The sequence below is a fragment of the Mesorhizobium sp. WSM4833 genome (assembly GCF_055811095.1).
The window spans coordinates 261,176-275,616 of the sequence record NZ_JBVVQG010000006.1 but is presented as its reverse complement, the minus strand read 5'-3'; the positions used below and the strand labels follow the sequence as shown (position 1 = coordinate 275,616).

The 14,441-nt window shown below is 62.3% G+C and carries 18 protein-coding genes; 10 read left to right on the top strand and 8 right to left on the bottom strand.

The window, feature by feature from the left end:
• The first annotated feature begins 60 nt into the window (after window positions 1–60).
• Genes AC0L2D_RS14365 through AC0L2D_RS14355 form a run of 3 tightly spaced genes read left to right on the top strand, consistent with a single transcriptional unit; the run spans window position 61 to window position 1,775 of the window.
• Complete coding sequence (locus tag AC0L2D_RS14365; protein WP_013532130.1) at window positions 61–726, top strand: glutathione S-transferase family protein; 666 nt, start codon at window positions 61–63, stop codon at window positions 724–726.
• A complete protein-coding gene (locus tag AC0L2D_RS14360; protein ID WP_013532131.1) occupies window positions 723–1,130 on the top strand; it encodes a hypothetical protein in 408 nt (135 codons plus the stop codon). The genes AC0L2D_RS14365 and AC0L2D_RS14360 overlap by 4 nt, the downstream gene beginning before the upstream one ends.
• A gap of 3 nt (window positions 1,131–1,133) precedes the next feature.
• A complete protein-coding gene (locus AC0L2D_RS14355; RefSeq protein WP_013532132.1) occupies window positions 1,134–1,775 on the top strand; it encodes a Pr6Pr family membrane protein in 642 nt (213 codons plus the stop codon).
• Between the two features lie 76 nt (window positions 1,776–1,851).
• On the opposite strand, the gene AC0L2D_RS14350 is transcribed toward AC0L2D_RS14355, so the two are convergent.
• Window positions 1,852–2,103 carry a DUF1127 domain-containing protein gene (locus AC0L2D_RS14350; protein WP_013532133.1) on the bottom strand — a complete coding sequence of 84 codons (252 nt, stop codon included), beginning with the start codon at window positions 2,101–2,103 and terminating at the stop codon, window positions 1,852–1,854.
• 92 nt (window positions 2,104–2,195) lie between these two features.
• Between AC0L2D_RS14350 and AC0L2D_RS14345 the strand changes: the two genes are divergently transcribed.
• The 6 genes from AC0L2D_RS14345 to AC0L2D_RS14320 all read left to right on the top strand — a co-directional run bounded on the left by AC0L2D_RS14345 (window position 2,196) and on the right by AC0L2D_RS14320 (window position 8,733).
• Window positions 2,196–3,605, top strand: coding sequence for an aminotransferase-like domain-containing protein (locus tag AC0L2D_RS14345; protein WP_473541382.1), 1,410 nt, complete (start codon window positions 2,196–2,198; stop codon window positions 3,603–3,605).
• A 119-nt stretch (window positions 3,606–3,724) separates the two neighbouring features.
• Window positions 3,725–5,956, top strand: a complete 2,232-nt coding sequence (purL, locus tag AC0L2D_RS14340; RefSeq protein ID WP_473541381.1) for a phosphoribosylformylglycinamidine synthase subunit PurL — start codon at window positions 3,725–3,727, stop codon at window positions 5,954–5,956.
• Entirely contained in the window at window positions 5,953–6,465 is a 513-nt protein-coding gene (locus AC0L2D_RS14335; RefSeq protein WP_024504561.1) for a hypothetical protein, read from the top strand. Before purL ends, AC0L2D_RS14335 begins: the two co-directional genes overlap by 4 nt.
• A gap of 125 nt (window positions 6,466–6,590) precedes the next feature.
• Complete coding sequence (locus AC0L2D_RS14330) at window positions 6,591–6,824, top strand: BolA/IbaG family iron-sulfur metabolism protein (protein ID WP_010909092.1); 234 nt, start codon at window positions 6,591–6,593, stop codon at window positions 6,822–6,824.
• A gap of 141 nt (window positions 6,825–6,965) precedes the next feature.
• Window positions 6,966–7,301: a Grx4 family monothiol glutaredoxin gene (gene grxD / locus AC0L2D_RS14325; protein ID WP_013532137.1), complete on the top strand. Its 336-nt coding sequence runs from the start codon at window positions 6,966–6,968 to the stop codon at window positions 7,299–7,301.
• Window positions 7,302–7,464: 163 nt separating this feature from the next.
• Entirely contained in the window at window positions 7,465–8,733 is a 1,269-nt protein-coding gene (locus tag AC0L2D_RS14320; RefSeq protein WP_082826441.1) for a multidrug effflux MFS transporter, read from the top strand.
• Here the strand turns inward: AC0L2D_RS14320 and AC0L2D_RS14315 are convergent.
• The 4 genes from AC0L2D_RS14315 to rpsD all read right to left on the bottom strand — a co-directional run bounded on the left by AC0L2D_RS14315 (window position 8,730) and on the right by rpsD (window position 11,626).
• Window positions 8,730–9,137, bottom strand: coding sequence for a hypothetical protein (locus AC0L2D_RS14315; RefSeq protein WP_473541380.1), 408 nt, complete (start codon window positions 9,135–9,137; stop codon window positions 8,730–8,732). The genes AC0L2D_RS14320 and AC0L2D_RS14315 overlap by 4 nt on opposite strands.
• Window positions 9,138–9,196: 59 nt before the next feature.
• Complete coding sequence (locus AC0L2D_RS14310; RefSeq protein ID WP_127384845.1) at window positions 9,197–10,024, bottom strand: inositol monophosphatase family protein; 828 nt, start codon at window positions 10,022–10,024, stop codon at window positions 9,197–9,199.
• Window positions 10,014–10,901 carry a tRNA 2-thiocytidine(32) synthetase TtcA gene (gene ttcA / locus AC0L2D_RS14305; RefSeq protein WP_473541379.1) on the bottom strand — a complete coding sequence of 296 codons (888 nt, stop codon included), beginning with the start codon at window positions 10,899–10,901 and terminating at the stop codon, window positions 10,014–10,016. The genes AC0L2D_RS14310 and ttcA overlap by 11 nt, the downstream gene beginning before the upstream one ends.
• A gap of 107 nt (window positions 10,902–11,008) precedes the next feature.
• Window positions 11,009–11,626 carry a 30S ribosomal protein S4 gene (gene rpsD / locus AC0L2D_RS14300; RefSeq protein WP_013532142.1) on the bottom strand — a complete coding sequence of 206 codons (618 nt, stop codon included), beginning with the start codon at window positions 11,624–11,626 and terminating at the stop codon, window positions 11,009–11,011.
• 375 nt (window positions 11,627–12,001) lie between these two features.
• On the opposite strand from rpsD, the gene AC0L2D_RS14295 reads away from it, so the two are divergent.
• On the top strand, window positions 12,002–12,211 hold the full coding sequence (locus AC0L2D_RS14295; protein ID WP_013532143.1) for a hypothetical protein: 210 nt from the start codon (window positions 12,002–12,004) through the stop codon (window positions 12,209–12,211).
• Window positions 12,212–12,323: 112 nt separating this feature from the next.
• Here AC0L2D_RS14295 and AC0L2D_RS14290 read toward each other — a convergent pair whose 3' ends face one another.
• From AC0L2D_RS14290 to AC0L2D_RS14280, 3 genes are all read right to left on the bottom strand, one after another.
• Window positions 12,324–12,512, bottom strand: coding sequence for a DUF3008 family protein (locus AC0L2D_RS14290; RefSeq protein ID WP_013532144.1), 189 nt, complete (start codon window positions 12,510–12,512; stop codon window positions 12,324–12,326).
• 64 nt (window positions 12,513–12,576) lie between these two features.
• Entirely contained in the window at window positions 12,577–13,377 is an 801-nt protein-coding gene (gene murI, locus AC0L2D_RS14285) for a glutamate racemase (protein WP_013532145.1), read from the bottom strand.
• Entirely contained in the window at window positions 13,370–14,284 is a 915-nt protein-coding gene (locus AC0L2D_RS14280; RefSeq protein WP_024504565.1) for an RNA methyltransferase, read from the bottom strand. The genes murI and AC0L2D_RS14280 overlap by 8 nt, the downstream gene beginning before the upstream one ends.
• Window positions 14,285–14,441: the final 157 nt, after the last annotated feature.

Below are 14,441 nucleotides of genomic sequence, written 5' to 3'. Positions count from 1 at the left end.
AACAGCCGGACATTCCTGTCTCTTTGGAGCAAGTCTGGTTCATTGGGGAGAGAGACGGTCATGAAACTCTATTCGCGGCCGTTGTCGCCCTACTCGTCGATCGTGCGGGCATTGGCCTACATCAAGGACGTACCACTCAAGATCATCGCGCCGCCGCCCGGTTTTCCCATCCCGGAAGAGTTTCGCGCCATCTCGCCGATGAACCGGATTCCGGTGCTGATCACCGGCTCGGGCGAGACGATCGTCGAATCGGTGGTCATCGCCGAATATCTCGAGGAACGGTTTCCGGAACCGGCGCTGCTGCCGCCCGATTCCAAGGACCGTGCGCTGGTGCGCATGTTCGCCCGCATCACCGATCTCGATGTGCTGACCCCGTTGATGAAGCTTTTCGAGCTTCATTCCGTGCCGAAGCGCAACAATGCCGAGATCGACGCTCAGTTCGCCCGCCTGCATCATGGACTGGCGGCAATCGAGGCCCGTATGGCGCAAGGGCCCTTCGCACTCGGCGACGACATCAGCTTCGCCGATGCCTGGCTGACGCCGACGCGGTTCATCTTCAACAATTTCCGCGCCATGACAGGACGCCACGACCTGCTCGACGCCTATCCCAAATTCGACGCCTACCAGCAGATCGCCTCGCAACACCCGGCATTGTCGCGTGTGTGGGGCGAGATGACCGACGGCTTGAAAATCTTCCTGTCCGAGCTTGAGATGGGTGCCGCTTGATCAAGTCGAGGACGATCGCGCTGGTCGCCGCGGCGGGCTTTGTGCTGGCATCCTGCCAGTCGACGCCAAAGAGCACGCCTGTTCCCTCGGGCAAAAGTGCTGCGCTGCTGGCCATGGAACAAGTGGCGATCGCCGCCCACAAATGCTGGATCGCCAGCAAGGACCCGGCCTTCAAACCGTATCAGATGGCCAATGAGCTGAATTCGTTCAGCGGCACGCCGCGTTTCCTGCTGGTTCCGGCCAAGCACTATGGCGGCAAACCTTTGCTGGTCGTGCAGGCGCAAGGCAATTCTAGCCGTGTCGACGTCTTCGGACCGCTGATGAACGATCCGCTCGGCGCCCGCATCGGCTCCGATATTTCCCGCTGGCAGGCCGGCAATCCGGCCTGCGCCGCGACGGCCTAGCCCATGGGCCGGTTCCTGCAGATTGTGGGGCTGGTCATCGGTCTGGCCGGGCTCATCCTGCAGTTCTGCATCAGCATTCCTGCATCGATGGAAGCAGGCCGCAGCCTGCTTGGCTCCGTCATTTTCGTCTTCAGCTTCTTCACCATCCTGACCAACATCGGCGCGGTGCTGGTGTACACGTCGCTGCTGTCACCCACCTTCTATGCCTGGCTGCCGGCCTTTGCAGGGGCGCGGATGCGCACCGGCGTTGCGGTTTCGATCGCACTGGTCTTCATCATCTACGCAACGGTTCTGGCACGACTCTGGCAGCCGCAGGGACTGTTCCTGCTCTGCGATGTTCTCCTGCACTACGTCACGCCGGTGCTGTTCGTGCTGTGGTGGCTGATATCGGGCGCCGACGGCCGGACACGCTGGAGCGACATTTCGTGGTGGGTGATCTATCCCATCGCTTATCTGGTCTATGCGCTGGTGCGGGCGCCGCTTGCCGGCGAGGTGCCCTACCCTTTCCTGAACATCGCCAAGAACGGCGCGACCAGCGTCGTCATCTCAGCTGCAGCCATCACCGGACTTTTCCTCGTGCTGTGCGTGGTCGCCGTCCTTGCGGACCATGCCGTTGCACGCACAAGGGCGTCGAGGGTCCGTTAGAACTGTGCGGACCTTCTGTCCGGATTTCCCGGGACCATCATCTTTCCCAAACCGGTTCCCACTTTTGGGATCACGGTCAGTCCCAGAACGGCCTGATGCCCTCGCGGTGGGCGTCGCAGCGCGTGACGCCGATATCCTTGAGCTGGTCGTCGGTCATCTCCAGCAGAGCCAACCGGCTGCGGCGGCGATCCAGCAGGTTGTCGATCCATCTTGCCAGCGACCTCAGCACGCGCACAAGGCGGCTGACAAAGCCGCGCTGAGCCGACGGGCGTGTCGATTGGGCCGATAATGCAGCGCTCGAATGACGTATTGTCGCGATTGTATTCATTTTCTTTCTGCCAAAGTCCTAAATTGTACCCTTTTGGCACGCGATCGATATGTATTGACTCATCTATCGGTGCAATATAGAAAATTGTCACCATGACAAATTGGCTTCCAGATCTCACTGCCGGCTCCGGCCCGCTGTATCAGCGGCTGGCGGATTCCATCGAGACGGACATCGATCGGGGCGTGATCGATGCCGGCGCAAAGTTGCCGCCGCAGCGCGACCTCGCCTACGACATCGGCACCACCGTCGGCACGGTCGGCCGGGCCTATCAATTGCTGCGCGAGCGTGGGCTGGTGAGCGGCGAGGTCGGGCGTGGAACCTATGTGCTCGGCCAGCGCGCGAAGCCGGATTTTCCGGCTCCGGACGTCGGCGGCGAAGGCACGCGCTATATCGATGCGCCTAAAGGCAAGCTGCGTTTCGACAGCACCGCAGCACCTGATATCGGCCAGGGCGACATTGCCGCCGGTGTCCTGTCGCGCACGGCGCAGGACCATCCGCATGAGATTTCGAGCTACACCAGGGATTTCCCCGAACGATGGTACGAAGCCGGCGCCCGCTGGTTGGCGCGCAATTCCTTTCGCCCGGATGCCGACACCATCGTTCCCACGCTCGGCACCCATGCGGCGGTGATGGCGGCGATCGCGGCGCTCACCATGCCTGGCGACTATGTTGCCTTCGAGCACCTCACCTACTCGCAGGTTTCCCGCAGTGCCGGCTTGATCGGCAGGCGCACCGCGTTGGTGGCATCGGACGATGAAGGCATCGATCCGCAGGATTTTGAGCGCGTCTGCGCGCAAAAGCATCCCAAGATGATCTTCCTGATGCCGACGGCGCAGAATCCGACGCTGGCCACCTTGTCGGCGGCGCGCCGCGAAGCGATCGCCCATGTCGCACGCGAATACAATGTCGTCCTCATCGAGGACGATCTCTACGGCAATCTGACCGATGATCCGACGCCGTTGCTGGCCGAATATGCTCCTGAGAGGACCATTGTCGCGGGCGGCCTGTCGAAGTCGGTCGCAGCCGGTGTGCGCGGCGGCTGGCTTTCCTGCCCGCCCGCCTACCGCCACCGCATCCGCGTCGCCCACAAGATGATGACCGGCGGCATGCCCTTCCTGCTGGCGGAGGTGAATACAAGGCTGGTGCTGTCCGGTCAGGCGGATGAGATACGCAAGCGCAGCATCGCCGAAATCAGCGCCCGCATCGCCATCGTGCGCGAGACTTTGGCCGGCTTCGCCTTCAAGTCACATGACAGGGTGCCCTTTGTCTGGCTGACCCTGCCCGACCCCTGGCTTTCCGGCACCTTCAAGAACGCTTGCCTGGAGCACGGCGTGCTGATCGACGACGAGGACGAATTCAAGGCCGGCCGTTCCGAGCAGGTTTTCCATGGCGTCCGCTTCGGCGTTTCGCAGCCGAGACAGCGCGGGGATATCGCTGAAGGCGTTGCGGTGATCCGGCGACTTCTCGATGAAGGCCGCGCCGGCTACGACAGCTTCTCCTGACACTGCGTGGCTTTGTCCGGTTTTCCGTCGTTTTTCGTCAATCCATGGGTGTATCGGCCGCAAGGCTTGCGATAAGACGGGACTCAAAATCCCAACGTCCCGGATAAAAATCGCCGCCCATGACCATTTCCAATTCCGTGCCGATCACCCCCGAGCTCATTGCCTCACACGGGCTCAAGCCCGACGAGTACCAGCGCATTCTCGACCTCGTCGGGCGCGAGCCGAGCTTCACCGAACTCGGCATCTTCTCGGCGATGTGGAATGAGCACTGCTCCTACAAATCCTCGAAGAAGTGGCTGCGCACGCTGCCGACCACCGGACCTCAGGTCATCCAGGGGCCGGGCGAGAATGCTGGCGTGGTCGACATCGGCGATGGCGACTGCGTCGTCTTCAAGATGGAGAGTCACAACCACCCATCCTACATCGAGCCCTACCAGGGTGCGGCGACCGGCGTCGGCGGCATATTGCGCGACGTCTTCACCATGGGCGCGCGGCCGATCGCGGCGATGAATGCGCTGCGTTTTGGTGCGCCCGACCATCCCAAGACCAGGCACCTCGTTTCAGGCGTGGTTTCCGGCGTCGGCGGCTATGGCAACGCGTTCGGCGTGCCGACGGTCGGCGGCGAGGTCAATTTCGATGCCCGCTACAATGGCAACATCCTGGTCAACGCCTTTGCAGCGGGCCTTGCCAAGACCGATGCGATCTTCCTGTCCGAAGCCAAGGGAGTCGGCCTGCCGGTCGTCTATCTCGGCGCCAAGACCGGCCGCGACGGCGTCGGCGGCGCCACCATGGCTTCGGCCGAATTCGACGACAAGATTGATGAGAAGCGTCCGACAGTGCAGGTCGGCGATCCCTTCACCGAAAAGTGCCTGCTGGAAGCCAGCCTCGAACTGATGGCCTCGGGCGCCGTCATCGCCATCCAGGACATGGGTGCGGCCGGCCTCACCTGCTCGGCGGTCGAAATGGGCGCCAAGGGCGACCTCGGCATCGAGCTCGATCTCGACAAGGTGCCGGTGCGCGAAGAGCGCATGAGCGCCTACGAAATGATGCTTTCGGAAAGCCAGGAGCGCATGCTGATGGTGCTGCGCCCGGAAAAGGAAAAGGAAGCCGAGGCGATCTTCCACAAATGGGGGCTCGACTTCGCCATCGTCGGCAAGACCACCGACGATCTGCGCTTCCGCGTGCTGCACCAGGGCGACGAGGTTGCCAACCTGCCGATCAAGGATCTTGGCGACAAGGCTCCGGAATATGACCGGCCGTGGACCGAACCGAAGAAGCCGGCGCCGCTGGCCGCCAATGACGTTCCGCAAGCCGATGTTGCAGACGCGCTCCTGAAGCTGCTCGGCGGACCGGATCTCTCGTCGCGCCGCTGGGTGTGGGAGCAGTATGACACGTTGATCCAGGGCAATTCGCTGCAGCTTCCAGGCGGCGATGCCGGCGTGGTGCGGGTCGAAGGCCATGCGACCAAGGCGCTCGCCTTCTCGTCCGACGTGACGCCGCGCTATTGCGAGGCCGACCCTTACGAGGGCGGCAAGCAGGCGGTGGCCGAATGCTGGCGCAACTTGACCGCCACCGGCGCTCTGCCGCTGGCCGCAACTGACAACCTCAATTTCGGCAACCCGGAACGGCCCGAGATCATGGGCCAGCTGGTCGGTGCCGTGAAGGGCATCGGCGACGCCTGCCGTGCGCTCGGATTCCCGATCGTCTCCGGCAATGTCTCGCTCTACAATGAGACCAACGGCCAGGGCATCCTGCCAACCCCGACCATTGGCGGCGTCGGCCTGATCGCCGATTGGTCGAAGATGGTGCGGACCGGCTTTGCGGCCGAGGGCCAAATGATCCTGCTGGTCGGCGCGCCGGCGTCCTGGGGAACGCATCTCGGGCAATCGGTCTATTTCAGGGACATACACGGCCGCACGGATGGACCGCCGCCGCCGGTCGACCTCGAGCATGAAAAGCGCGTCGGCGACCATGTGCGCGCGCTCATCGCCTCCGGCATCGTCACGGCGGCGCATGACGTTTCCGATGGCGGTATCGCGGTGGCTTTAGCCGAAATGGTGATGGCGTCCGGCATCGGCGCCACCGTTCCCGGCCTTGTCGGCACCGACCCGATCCCGGTCTGGTTCGGCGAGGATCAGGGCCGTTATCTGCTGACGCTGTCGATCGACCCGCATGGTGACGAATGGGACGCCATTCGCAAGCAGCAGGGCGAGCTTGGCATCTTCGCGCCGTGGATCGGCTCCACAGGCGGCAGCGCGCTGAAGCTTGGCGACGCCAGGGCAATCCCGGTCAGCGAACTCTCCTCGGCTCACGAAGGCTGGTTCCCGCGCTTCATGGATCAGGCTAGTTGACCACACTGGCTGCCCGGGCGCTGCTTGCAGTCGTTTTCTGGCCGTCGCTGTTCTTCTTCTGGTTCCTGGGACCGTTCGTCTTTTTCCTGCTGTCGACAACCTCGAGCGAGGTTTGTATGCGGCTGGAAACACGTGCGGAGTTCCTTGCCGCGGCGAACGGCGCCGTCCCGATGCTGGCGCTGCAGAACCTCCTCTACGCGGTCCCGATCATCTGCCTGGTGCTCTGGGGCCGCCTTTTCCCGGATCCGGCACGGGCAAGGCACATCGTCACCTGCGTCAAGCTTTTCGCCGGCACGGTGGTCGTGGGCGCGTTGTGGGAGTACGGCTCGTCGCTCATCTGCGACGGCCATGGCCAAGGGTTTTTCTCGCCGGCTTGGCAAATGACGAGCTATCTCCCCATTGTCAGCCTGCTGCTCAACGCGCCGCTCTATGTGCTTGCCTTCAGCCTTGGCCGCGCTTTCTCGACACGCGAGGACGTTGCCGAGGATGAAGCAAGCCCACCGGCCTAGTCTTTCTCTGAAGCCGTGTGGCCGTTGGCGGGACAGAACGGCTTCAATCCGGACCGGAAAGGCTTTAGGCTCACCCGACTCTCATCTTATGGCCGGCTACCGGCCGCTCGAAACAGGATTTTGCCATGGCAATGGATGCCCACGACATCGAAAAACTGATCAAGGACGGCATTCCGGACGCCAAGGTGACGATTCGCGATCTCGCCGGCGACGGCGACCACTATGCGGCCGAGGTGGTGGCCGAGAGCTTTCGCGGCAAGAGCCGCGTCCAGCAGCACCAGATGGTCTATGACGCGCTGAAGGGCAATATGGGCGGCGTGTTGCACGCACTGGCGCTGCAGACCAGCGTTCCCGACTGACCCTTAGCGCTTGGCCCAACACGGCTCATCCTTTGCGCCATTTCAGCCACGGCGCGGCTAACGTCTTGTTTCGAGCAATCGTTGGGTTTATTTGAAGGGTATGTTTCGAGCCTGACTCCCACAGGCGGGAAAGGATATTCCATGAGCGGCATCAACGACTACATCGACAATGAAGTGAAGGGCAACGACGTCGTCCTTTTCATGAAGGGCACACCTGGTTTCCCGCAATGCGGATTTTCCGGCCAGGTCGTCCAGATCCTCGACTATATCGGCGCCGACTACAAAGGCGTGAACGTCCTGGACTCGGCTGAACTGCGCCAGGGCATCAAGGAATACTCCAACTGGCCGACGATCCCTCAGCTCTACGTCAAGGGAGAATTCGTCGGCGGTTGCGACATCGTGCGCGAGATGTTCCAGGCGGGCGAGCTGCAGACGTTCCTCGTCGAGAAGGGCGTCAGCGTCAAAGGCGCCGCCTGATTTCTGTTTTGTGCATGCCCGAAATCGACGTTGATTTTCGGGCATCGAGCACCAGGCACCGGGGCAACCTCACCTCGGCAATTTTCATGTCCTGACCCCAGGACCAGGACGAGCCAATGCGCCGGCCCGCCGGCGCATTTTCGTTTGAAAGATCGGACTTGCCGTGGACCAGCCAAAACCAGCGCCGCAATCGGCAAGCAAACTGCCCATTCCGCGCTGGGAGTTCATCGCTCTGTGCGCGGCACTGATGGCGCTGAACTCGTTGGCCATCGATATCATGCTGCCGGCTCTGCAGCAGATCGGCGCCTCGCTCGGCGTCGAAAATGAAAACCACCGGCAGTATGTCATAACGGCCTACATTCTGGGCTTCGGCGGCGGACAGCTGTTCTTCGGGCCGATCTCGGATCGCTTCGGACGTCGCGCACCACTGGTCGCCGGGCTGGTGATTTATGTCGCCGCGGCTGCGGCCGCCGCCGTTGCACCAAGCTTTGAAACACTTCTGCTGTGCCGGGCCGTGCAAGGCATCGGTGCAGCCGCCACTCGTGTCATCGCGGTCTCGATCGTGCGCGATACGTTCGACGGCCGGCGCATGGCCGAGGTGATGTCGCTGATCTTCATGGTGTTCATGGCGATACCGGTCATTGCTCCCGGCATCGGCCAATTTATCATGCTGTTTGCGACCTGGCATTGGATCTTCGTCACCATGGCCGTCGGTGCGCTGCTCGTCTCGGCCTGGTCGCTGCTGCGCCTTCCTGAAACGCTGCATCCCGAACATCGCCGGCCGCTGACGCTCAACTCCATTGTCGGCGGGTTTCGTATCGTTCTCACCAACCGCATTGCGATCTGCTATGCCTTCGCCAGCACCTTCATTTTCGGCGCCATGTTTGGCTTCATCGCTTCGGCGCAGCAGATCTATGTCGACATTTTCAAAGTCGGCGAGATGTTCCCGGTCATCTTTGCTGGGGTTGCGGGCGTGCTCGCCTTCTCCAACTTTCTGAACTCGCGCCTTGTCGGCCGCATCGGCATGCGCCGCCTGTCGCAGAGTGCGTTGCTGCTGTTCCTGGTCATCAGCCTTGCCTGGCTGGTGATTTCGCTGGAGATGAAGATGCCGCTCTGGCTGTTCATCACCTTCTTTGCCTGCGCCATGCTTCCATTCGGTGCGCTCGGCGCGAACTTCAACGCGCTGGCCATGGAGCCGCTCGGCCAACTGGCCGGCACGGCTTCGTCGATCCTCGGTTTCATGCAGACGTTTCTCGGCGGCATTCTCGGCACGCTGATCGGCCAGGCCTTCAACGGCACGGTGACGCCGCTGGCCGCCGGCTTCTGCAGCGTCTCGGTCGCCGCGCTGCTGATGATCTTCATCGCCGAGCGCGGCAAGATGTTCCAGCCACAGAACCCGCCCGTTTCAGGGCACATCACCGACTTGCATTAGGACGCACCTTCAAGGGCTGCCGTGAACCGAGGGGCAAGCATGCGCCCCGCAATTGCTTCGCCCATGCTGTCCGAAAAGTGCAATGGCAGAGCGTCATCGAGTGCCCTGAGGATGGATGCCACGAAGGCCCGGCTGCGCTGGGCATCGGTTCCCAGATCGGAATATGTGGCGCGAGGTTTGCCGATCAGCGTGCCGTTGCGGCGAAGCGAGAACCGCAGCGTGAGGGACATGCCCGCGGTTCCGGGTGGCGGCTTCCAGCAGGCATAGATCGCGTCCGACATCTCCTTTATCGTGTCGACGAGATCGGTACTGCGACAGCTGCGCTCTTGCGACCTTGCTTCCAGGGAACTGGCGAACAGACCGGCGGCAAGAGCCACCGCGACAAATGCAAACTGAGGTTTCATTCGAGAGCCTCCGGATTTGCGCGAGATTGTACTGCTTTCGGCTAACGCAGCAATCGATCCTACTGCGCCCAGAGCTCGCGGCGCAATTCGTGCCAGCTTTCCTTGTCTGGCGCGACAAGTAGGCCGCCGCCGAGATGCGAGGGCAGATAGGCGCTGCCGTCGAAGCGCGCCGCATGGCCGCCGGCCTCGGCATGGATCAGCACGCCGGCCAGGTGGTCCCACGGCATCAGCTTGTTGTAGACGACGAAGTGGGCATGGCCGCTCGCCAGCAGGCGATATTCGTGCGCGGCGCAGCGATAGGCGAACTGCGACAGGATCTTGGTCTGGTTGCGCGCCAGCCGTGTCCGTTCCGGCTCGGCCATATATTGCCAGGAGACAGAGCCGGTCATCTCCGAGATCGGCGCGGGTACCGCTACATGCACCTTCTCGATGCTGCCATGCGCATGCCGGATATGGCTGCCGGCACCCCTGGCGCCAATCAGCCAGTCCTTGCCGACGGGATCGTGGATGATGCCGGCGACGGTCTCGCCCTTGACCACGACCGCCAGCATGACGCCGAACAGCGGCACGCCGGAGGCGAAATTGAAAGTACCGTCGACCGGGTCGATGACGAAGGCCAGATCGGCATCGCCCAACCCGTTTAAAAGCGCTGGATTGTCGGAACAGGCCTCCTCGCCGACGACCATCGCTGAGGGATACCGCTCGCGCAGCCGCGCGGTGATCAGCCGCTCGGCATTGACGTCGGCTTCGGTCACCAGGTCGGCGGCCGACGTCTTCTGCCTGACATCGCCATCGCCCAACCGGCGAAAGCGCGGCATGATCTCGGCAAGTGCCGCCTCGGCCAGAATGCCGGCCAGCCAGCCGATCGCGGTGTCGTCAAATGTCATCGGCTTGCCTTGTGGTGAAGGTCTCGTTGAGGGCAGCGAAATCGAACAGCTTTCTGTCGAGCAGATGCGATGGCCTGCTGTTCGACAGCGCGCGCAGCATCGTATCCTTGCGGCCCGGCATGCGCTTTTCCAGGTCCTCGAGCATCGCCTTCATGGCATTGCGCTGAAGACCTTCCTGGCTGCCGCAGAGATCGCAGGGAATGATCGGGAATCGCATGGCGGCAGCGAATTTTTCCAGATCGACCTCGGCGCAATAGCTCAAGGGCCGCAGCACCATGACGTCGCCTTCGTCATTGAGCAGTTTTGGCGGCATGGCGGCGAGACGCCCGCCATGGAAGAGGTTCATGAAGAAGGTTTCGAGAATGTCCTCGCGATGGTGGCCGAGCACCAGCGCCGAGCACCCCTCCTCGCGTGCAATGCGGTAGAGATGGCCGCGCCTGAGACGCGAGCAGAGCGAGCAATAGGTGCTGCCCGCCGGCAGCTTGTCGGTGACGACGGAATAGGTGTCCTGATATTCGATCCGGTACGCAATGCCGTTGCTGTCGAGATAGTCCGGCAGGATATGTTTGGGGAAATTCGGCTGGCCCTGGTCGAGATTGCAGGCCAGAAGATCGACCGGCAAGAGCCCGCGCCATTTGAGGTCGAGCAGCACCGCGAGCAGGCCGTAGGAATCCTTGCCGCCCGACAGCGCTACGAGCCAGCGCTGGCCGGGCTTGACCATCGAGAAATCCTCGATCGCCTGCCGGGTCAGCCGCAGCAGCCGCTTGCGCAGTTTGTTGAACTCGACCGAGGACGGCACGTCGGCGAACAGCGGATGGAAACCGCCTTCGCTGTCGGCGACCGGTTCGAGCGTTTCAATGTCTGGAAGCATGTTCATGGCATGTCGCTTTCAATGGCCCAGAGCGCCGGATTAGCGGACATGACCGACAAAGAAAAGGCCGCCTCGACGGGCGGCCTTCGCAGGATGTCGCAGAACGCGCTCGTTTAGCGCGAATAGAATTCGACGACCAGGTTCGGTTCCATCTGCACGGCGAACGGAACGTCCGCCAGGCCGGGGATGCGCGAGAAGGTCGCGACCATCTTGTTGTGATCGGCTTCGATGTAGTCCGGCACGTCGCGCTCGGCGAGACCGACCGCTTCCAGAACGATGACCAGCTGCTTGGACTTTTCGCGGATTTCGACGACATCGCCCGGCTTGCAGCGGTACGAGCCGATGTTGACGCGCTTGCCGTTGACGTTGACGTGACCGTGGTTGACGAACTGACGGGCGGCGAAAATGGTCGGCACGAACTTGGCGCGGTAGACGACCGCGTCGAGACGCGACTCGAGCAGGCCGATCAGGTTCTCCGAGGTGTCGCCCTTGCGGCGGTCAGCCTCTTCATAAACCTTGCGGAACTGCTTTTCCGAAACGTCGCCATAGTGCCCCTTCAGCTTCTGCTTGGCGCGCAGCTGCAGGCCGAAATCGGAAAGCTTGCCCTTGCGGCGCTGGCCATGCTGGCCGGGGCCGTATTCACGCTTGTTGACCGGGGACTTCGGGCGGCCCCAGATGTTTTCGCCAAGACGGCGGTCGATCTTGTACTTTGCGGATTCGCGCTTGCTCATCGCATTCCCTTTTCAAAACAACACACCCGGAACCTCATGGTCCGGGTGAAGGAAACGCGCCCTCCTCTGGCCTCCGTTTTCGAGACCTGACAGGGTTTTCCCACGCAACGCGGCGGAAAACCCACGGGACACGTCAGTTCAAACAAGATAGTAGAATTGGATTTCCACGCATCTTGCGCACATAAAGAAAACCACCGGGCATTGCGGCCCGGTGTTGGCGCGCTGATTAAACGGAGATTTAACCGGTGTCAAGCTTGTGGCTGGCGTAGGCCAGGGCGACGATATAGCGTCTCTGGGTTGAGTACAGTGCCGGATGTGGCGGGAGGTTGCGCCAGCGGCATCAGGAAGGGACCGGAGCAGAGGAGCTACATTCGCATGAAGAAATTCTTCCTTACCCTGACAGGAGCCGCTGTGTTGGCGGGATCCATGGCGGTCATGACACCGGAGCCGGCTGAGGCCAGGCATTGGCAAGGGCACCGGCATCACCAGGCTTGCCGCATCGTGATCAAGAAGAAAATTATCTGGCGGCACGGCCACAAGAAGGTCATCCGCTACAAGATCAAGCAGTGCAGAGGGCGCTGGTAGGCTCCAATCCGGTCTCAGGCGGCCGACATCATTTCAAAGCCCGCGGTTTGGCCGCGGGCTTTCGATTCCGGCTCGTGTTCTTCGGCGTTTCCCTTGAACGGCGGACCGCACTCTAGCCTTTCGACTTCTTCTCCGGCAGGCCCTTGCGCTTCGTCTCGGCGAATTCCTCGAGCTGCTTTTCGCTCATCGATTCGTACATTCCCTTGGAAGCGCCCTGGAGTTCGCTCTTCTTGGTCTCGCCGCGCTTGGCCGACAGAGCCGCGCCGGCGGCTTTCTGCTGGGCTTTCGAGGTGGCTGGCATGGCTCTTTCTCCCGTTGGCATCAGGAGAAAAACGCAACGACTGCCGTGATGTTCCGCTTCGCAATCACGACATCGCCAACCCGAACCCCTGCATCAGGCGGCGGGTGGGGAAATCGGCTCTTTTCGATGTGAAGACGGCAAGGTCGGGCCCTTCAGGCAACATCTCGCCACGACCGCTCGGATCGATGTCGGCGAGAAGCGACAGCGCCCGGCGCGCGATCGCTTCGGCGGGGTCGAGCCAGTCGACCGGCCAAGGCGCCGTCTTGCGCATACGATTGGCCAGAAAGGGGTAGTGTGTGCAGGCGAGCACGACGATATCCGTACGCAGCGCATCACGTTCGACGAAGCATGGCGTGATCTCGGCGCGCACGGCCTCCTCATCGACGAAGCCCTCACGCATGTAGATCTCAGCCAGTCCCGCCAGCCTGTCGCTGCCGACCAGGCGGACATGGCATTTCTGCGCCCATTTGCTGATCAGGTCGCGCGTGTACTGGCGCTTGACGGTGCCAGGCGTCGCCAGCACCGAAACCAGCCCTGAGCGCGTGCGTTCCGCCGCCGGCTTGATCGCAGGCACCATGCCGACAAAAGGATGCTCGGGAAATCTGTCGCGCAGCGCGTCGATCACCAACGTCGAGGCGGTGTTGCAGGCGATGACCGAAATGGCCGGCGCAAACCGCTCAAGCAGTTTGCCGAACAATTCAAGGATATGCACCCTCAGCGCCGGCTCTTCCCAGGCGCCATAGGGAAACGCAGCGTCGTCGGCGACATAGATGAAGCGGCGGTCGGGCATCAGCACGCGCGCCTCGCGCAGTACGGTGAGCCCGCCGATGCCCGAATCGAACATCAGGATCGGCCGCTCAGTCATTGTCGGTTCCTTTTCCGCCAAGCGGCGGTATGTCATCGTCCTTGCCGGCGCCGGCAAGGCGCGCCGCTTCCGCCTTGCGGGCCCGCGCGGCGGCCGCGGGCAAGCGCCGTGGATCATCGCCAGGGGACCCGTCGCCGCGCGGCATCGCCGGCGAAAACCTGTCGAGCGACGAGATGATGCCGCGCAGCACCTTCAGCTCCGGTTCGGCAAAACCGGCGCGCGTCAGCACCGCACGCAGATTGTCGATCATTTTCGGCTTCTTCGGTGCCGGCCGGAAATAGCCGCGTGCTTCCAGTGCGCCTTCGAGATAGGCGAACAGGCCGTGCAATTCCTCCTTGCTTGCCGGCTTCATGTCCGGGCCGGAAAAATTGGTCTTGGTCTCGTCTTCCAGGCCGGACTTCATCCATTCGTAGGACATCAGAAGCGCGGCCTGGGCGATGTTGAGCGACGAGAAATCGGGATCGACCGGGAACGTGACGATCTCGTCGGCAAGGCCGACCTCGTCATTGTAGAGGCCGAAGCGCTCGCGGCCGAACAGGATGCCGGTGCGCTGGCCCATTGCGTGACGGGTCCGAAGCATCCTGCCCGCCTCCACCGGCCCGCGCACGGATTTGAAGCCGTCGCGCTGCCTGGCCGTGGTGGCGAAGACGAAGTTCAGGTCGGCGAGCGCCGAGGCTAGATCGTCAAAGACGGTGACGGCGTCGATGACATGATCGGCGCGGCTGGCCGCCGCGCGTGCCTTCTCGCTCGGCCAACCGTCACGCGGATTGACGAGGCGCAGCTCCGACAGACCGAAATTGGCCATGGCGCGCGCGACCATGCCGATGTTCTCGCCAAGCTGAGGCTCGACGAGGATGATCGCCGGGCCGGCGACTGCAATGCTATCAGGATCTTTGGTGACGGGCATGATTGTCAATGAACTGCTGTTTGCGGCATTTCAGCGTCCCCTGCCATATTCGGCCGGGAAAATGAAGCATTCGCAAATGACGACGGCTCTGGCCTCCAATTCGTGACCGATCGCCGTTTGCGTGGCCAAAAGCGCTTTGATATACGGGCGACATCTC

Bases quoted from the DNA above. Each gene is read 5' to 3' on its own strand.
- AC0L2D_RS14365 (WP_013532130.1), top strand. From the start codon at position 61: ATGAAACTCTATTCGCGGCCGTTGTCGCCCTACTCGTCGATCGTGCGG.
- AC0L2D_RS14355 (WP_013532132.1), top strand. From the start codon at position 1,134: ATGGGCCGGTTCCTGCAGATTGTGGGGCTGGTCATCGGTCTGGCCGGG.
- AC0L2D_RS14350 (WP_013532133.1), bottom strand. From the start codon at position 2,103: ATGAATACAATCGCGACAATACGTCATTCGAGCGCTGCATTATCGGCC.
- AC0L2D_RS14345 (WP_473541382.1), top strand. From the start codon at position 2,196: ATGACAAATTGGCTTCCAGATCTCACTGCCGGCTCCGGCCCGCTGTAT.
- purL (WP_473541381.1), top strand. From the start codon at position 3,725: ATGACCATTTCCAATTCCGTGCCGATCACCCCCGAGCTCATTGCCTCA.
- AC0L2D_RS14330 (WP_010909092.1), top strand. From the start codon at position 6,591: ATGGCAATGGATGCCCACGACATCGAAAAACTGATCAAGGACGGCATT.
- grxD (WP_013532137.1), top strand. From the start codon at position 6,966: ATGAGCGGCATCAACGACTACATCGACAATGAAGTGAAGGGCAACGAC.
- AC0L2D_RS14315 (WP_473541380.1), bottom strand. From the start codon at position 9,137: ATGAAACCTCAGTTTGCATTTGTCGCGGTGGCTCTTGCCGCCGGTCTG.
- AC0L2D_RS14310 (WP_127384845.1), bottom strand. From the start codon at position 10,024: ATGACATTTGACGACACCGCGATCGGCTGGCTGGCCGGCATTCTGGCC.
- ttcA (WP_473541379.1), bottom strand. From the start codon at position 10,901: ATGAACATGCTTCCAGACATTGAAACGCTCGAACCGGTCGCCGACAGC.
- rpsD (WP_013532142.1), bottom strand. From the start codon at position 11,626: ATGAGCAAGCGCGAATCCGCAAAGTACAAGATCGACCGCCGTCTTGGC.
- AC0L2D_RS14295 (WP_013532143.1), top strand. From the start codon at position 12,002: ATGAAGAAATTCTTCCTTACCCTGACAGGAGCCGCTGTGTTGGCGGGA.
- AC0L2D_RS14290 (WP_013532144.1), bottom strand. From the start codon at position 12,512: ATGCCAGCCACCTCGAAAGCCCAGCAGAAAGCCGCCGGCGCGGCTCTG.
- murI (WP_013532145.1), bottom strand. From the start codon at position 13,377: ATGACTGAGCGGCCGATCCTGATGTTCGATTCGGGCATCGGCGGGCTC.
- AC0L2D_RS14280 (WP_024504565.1), bottom strand. From the start codon at position 14,284: ATGCCCGTCACCAAAGATCCTGATAGCATTGCAGTCGCCGGCCCGGCG.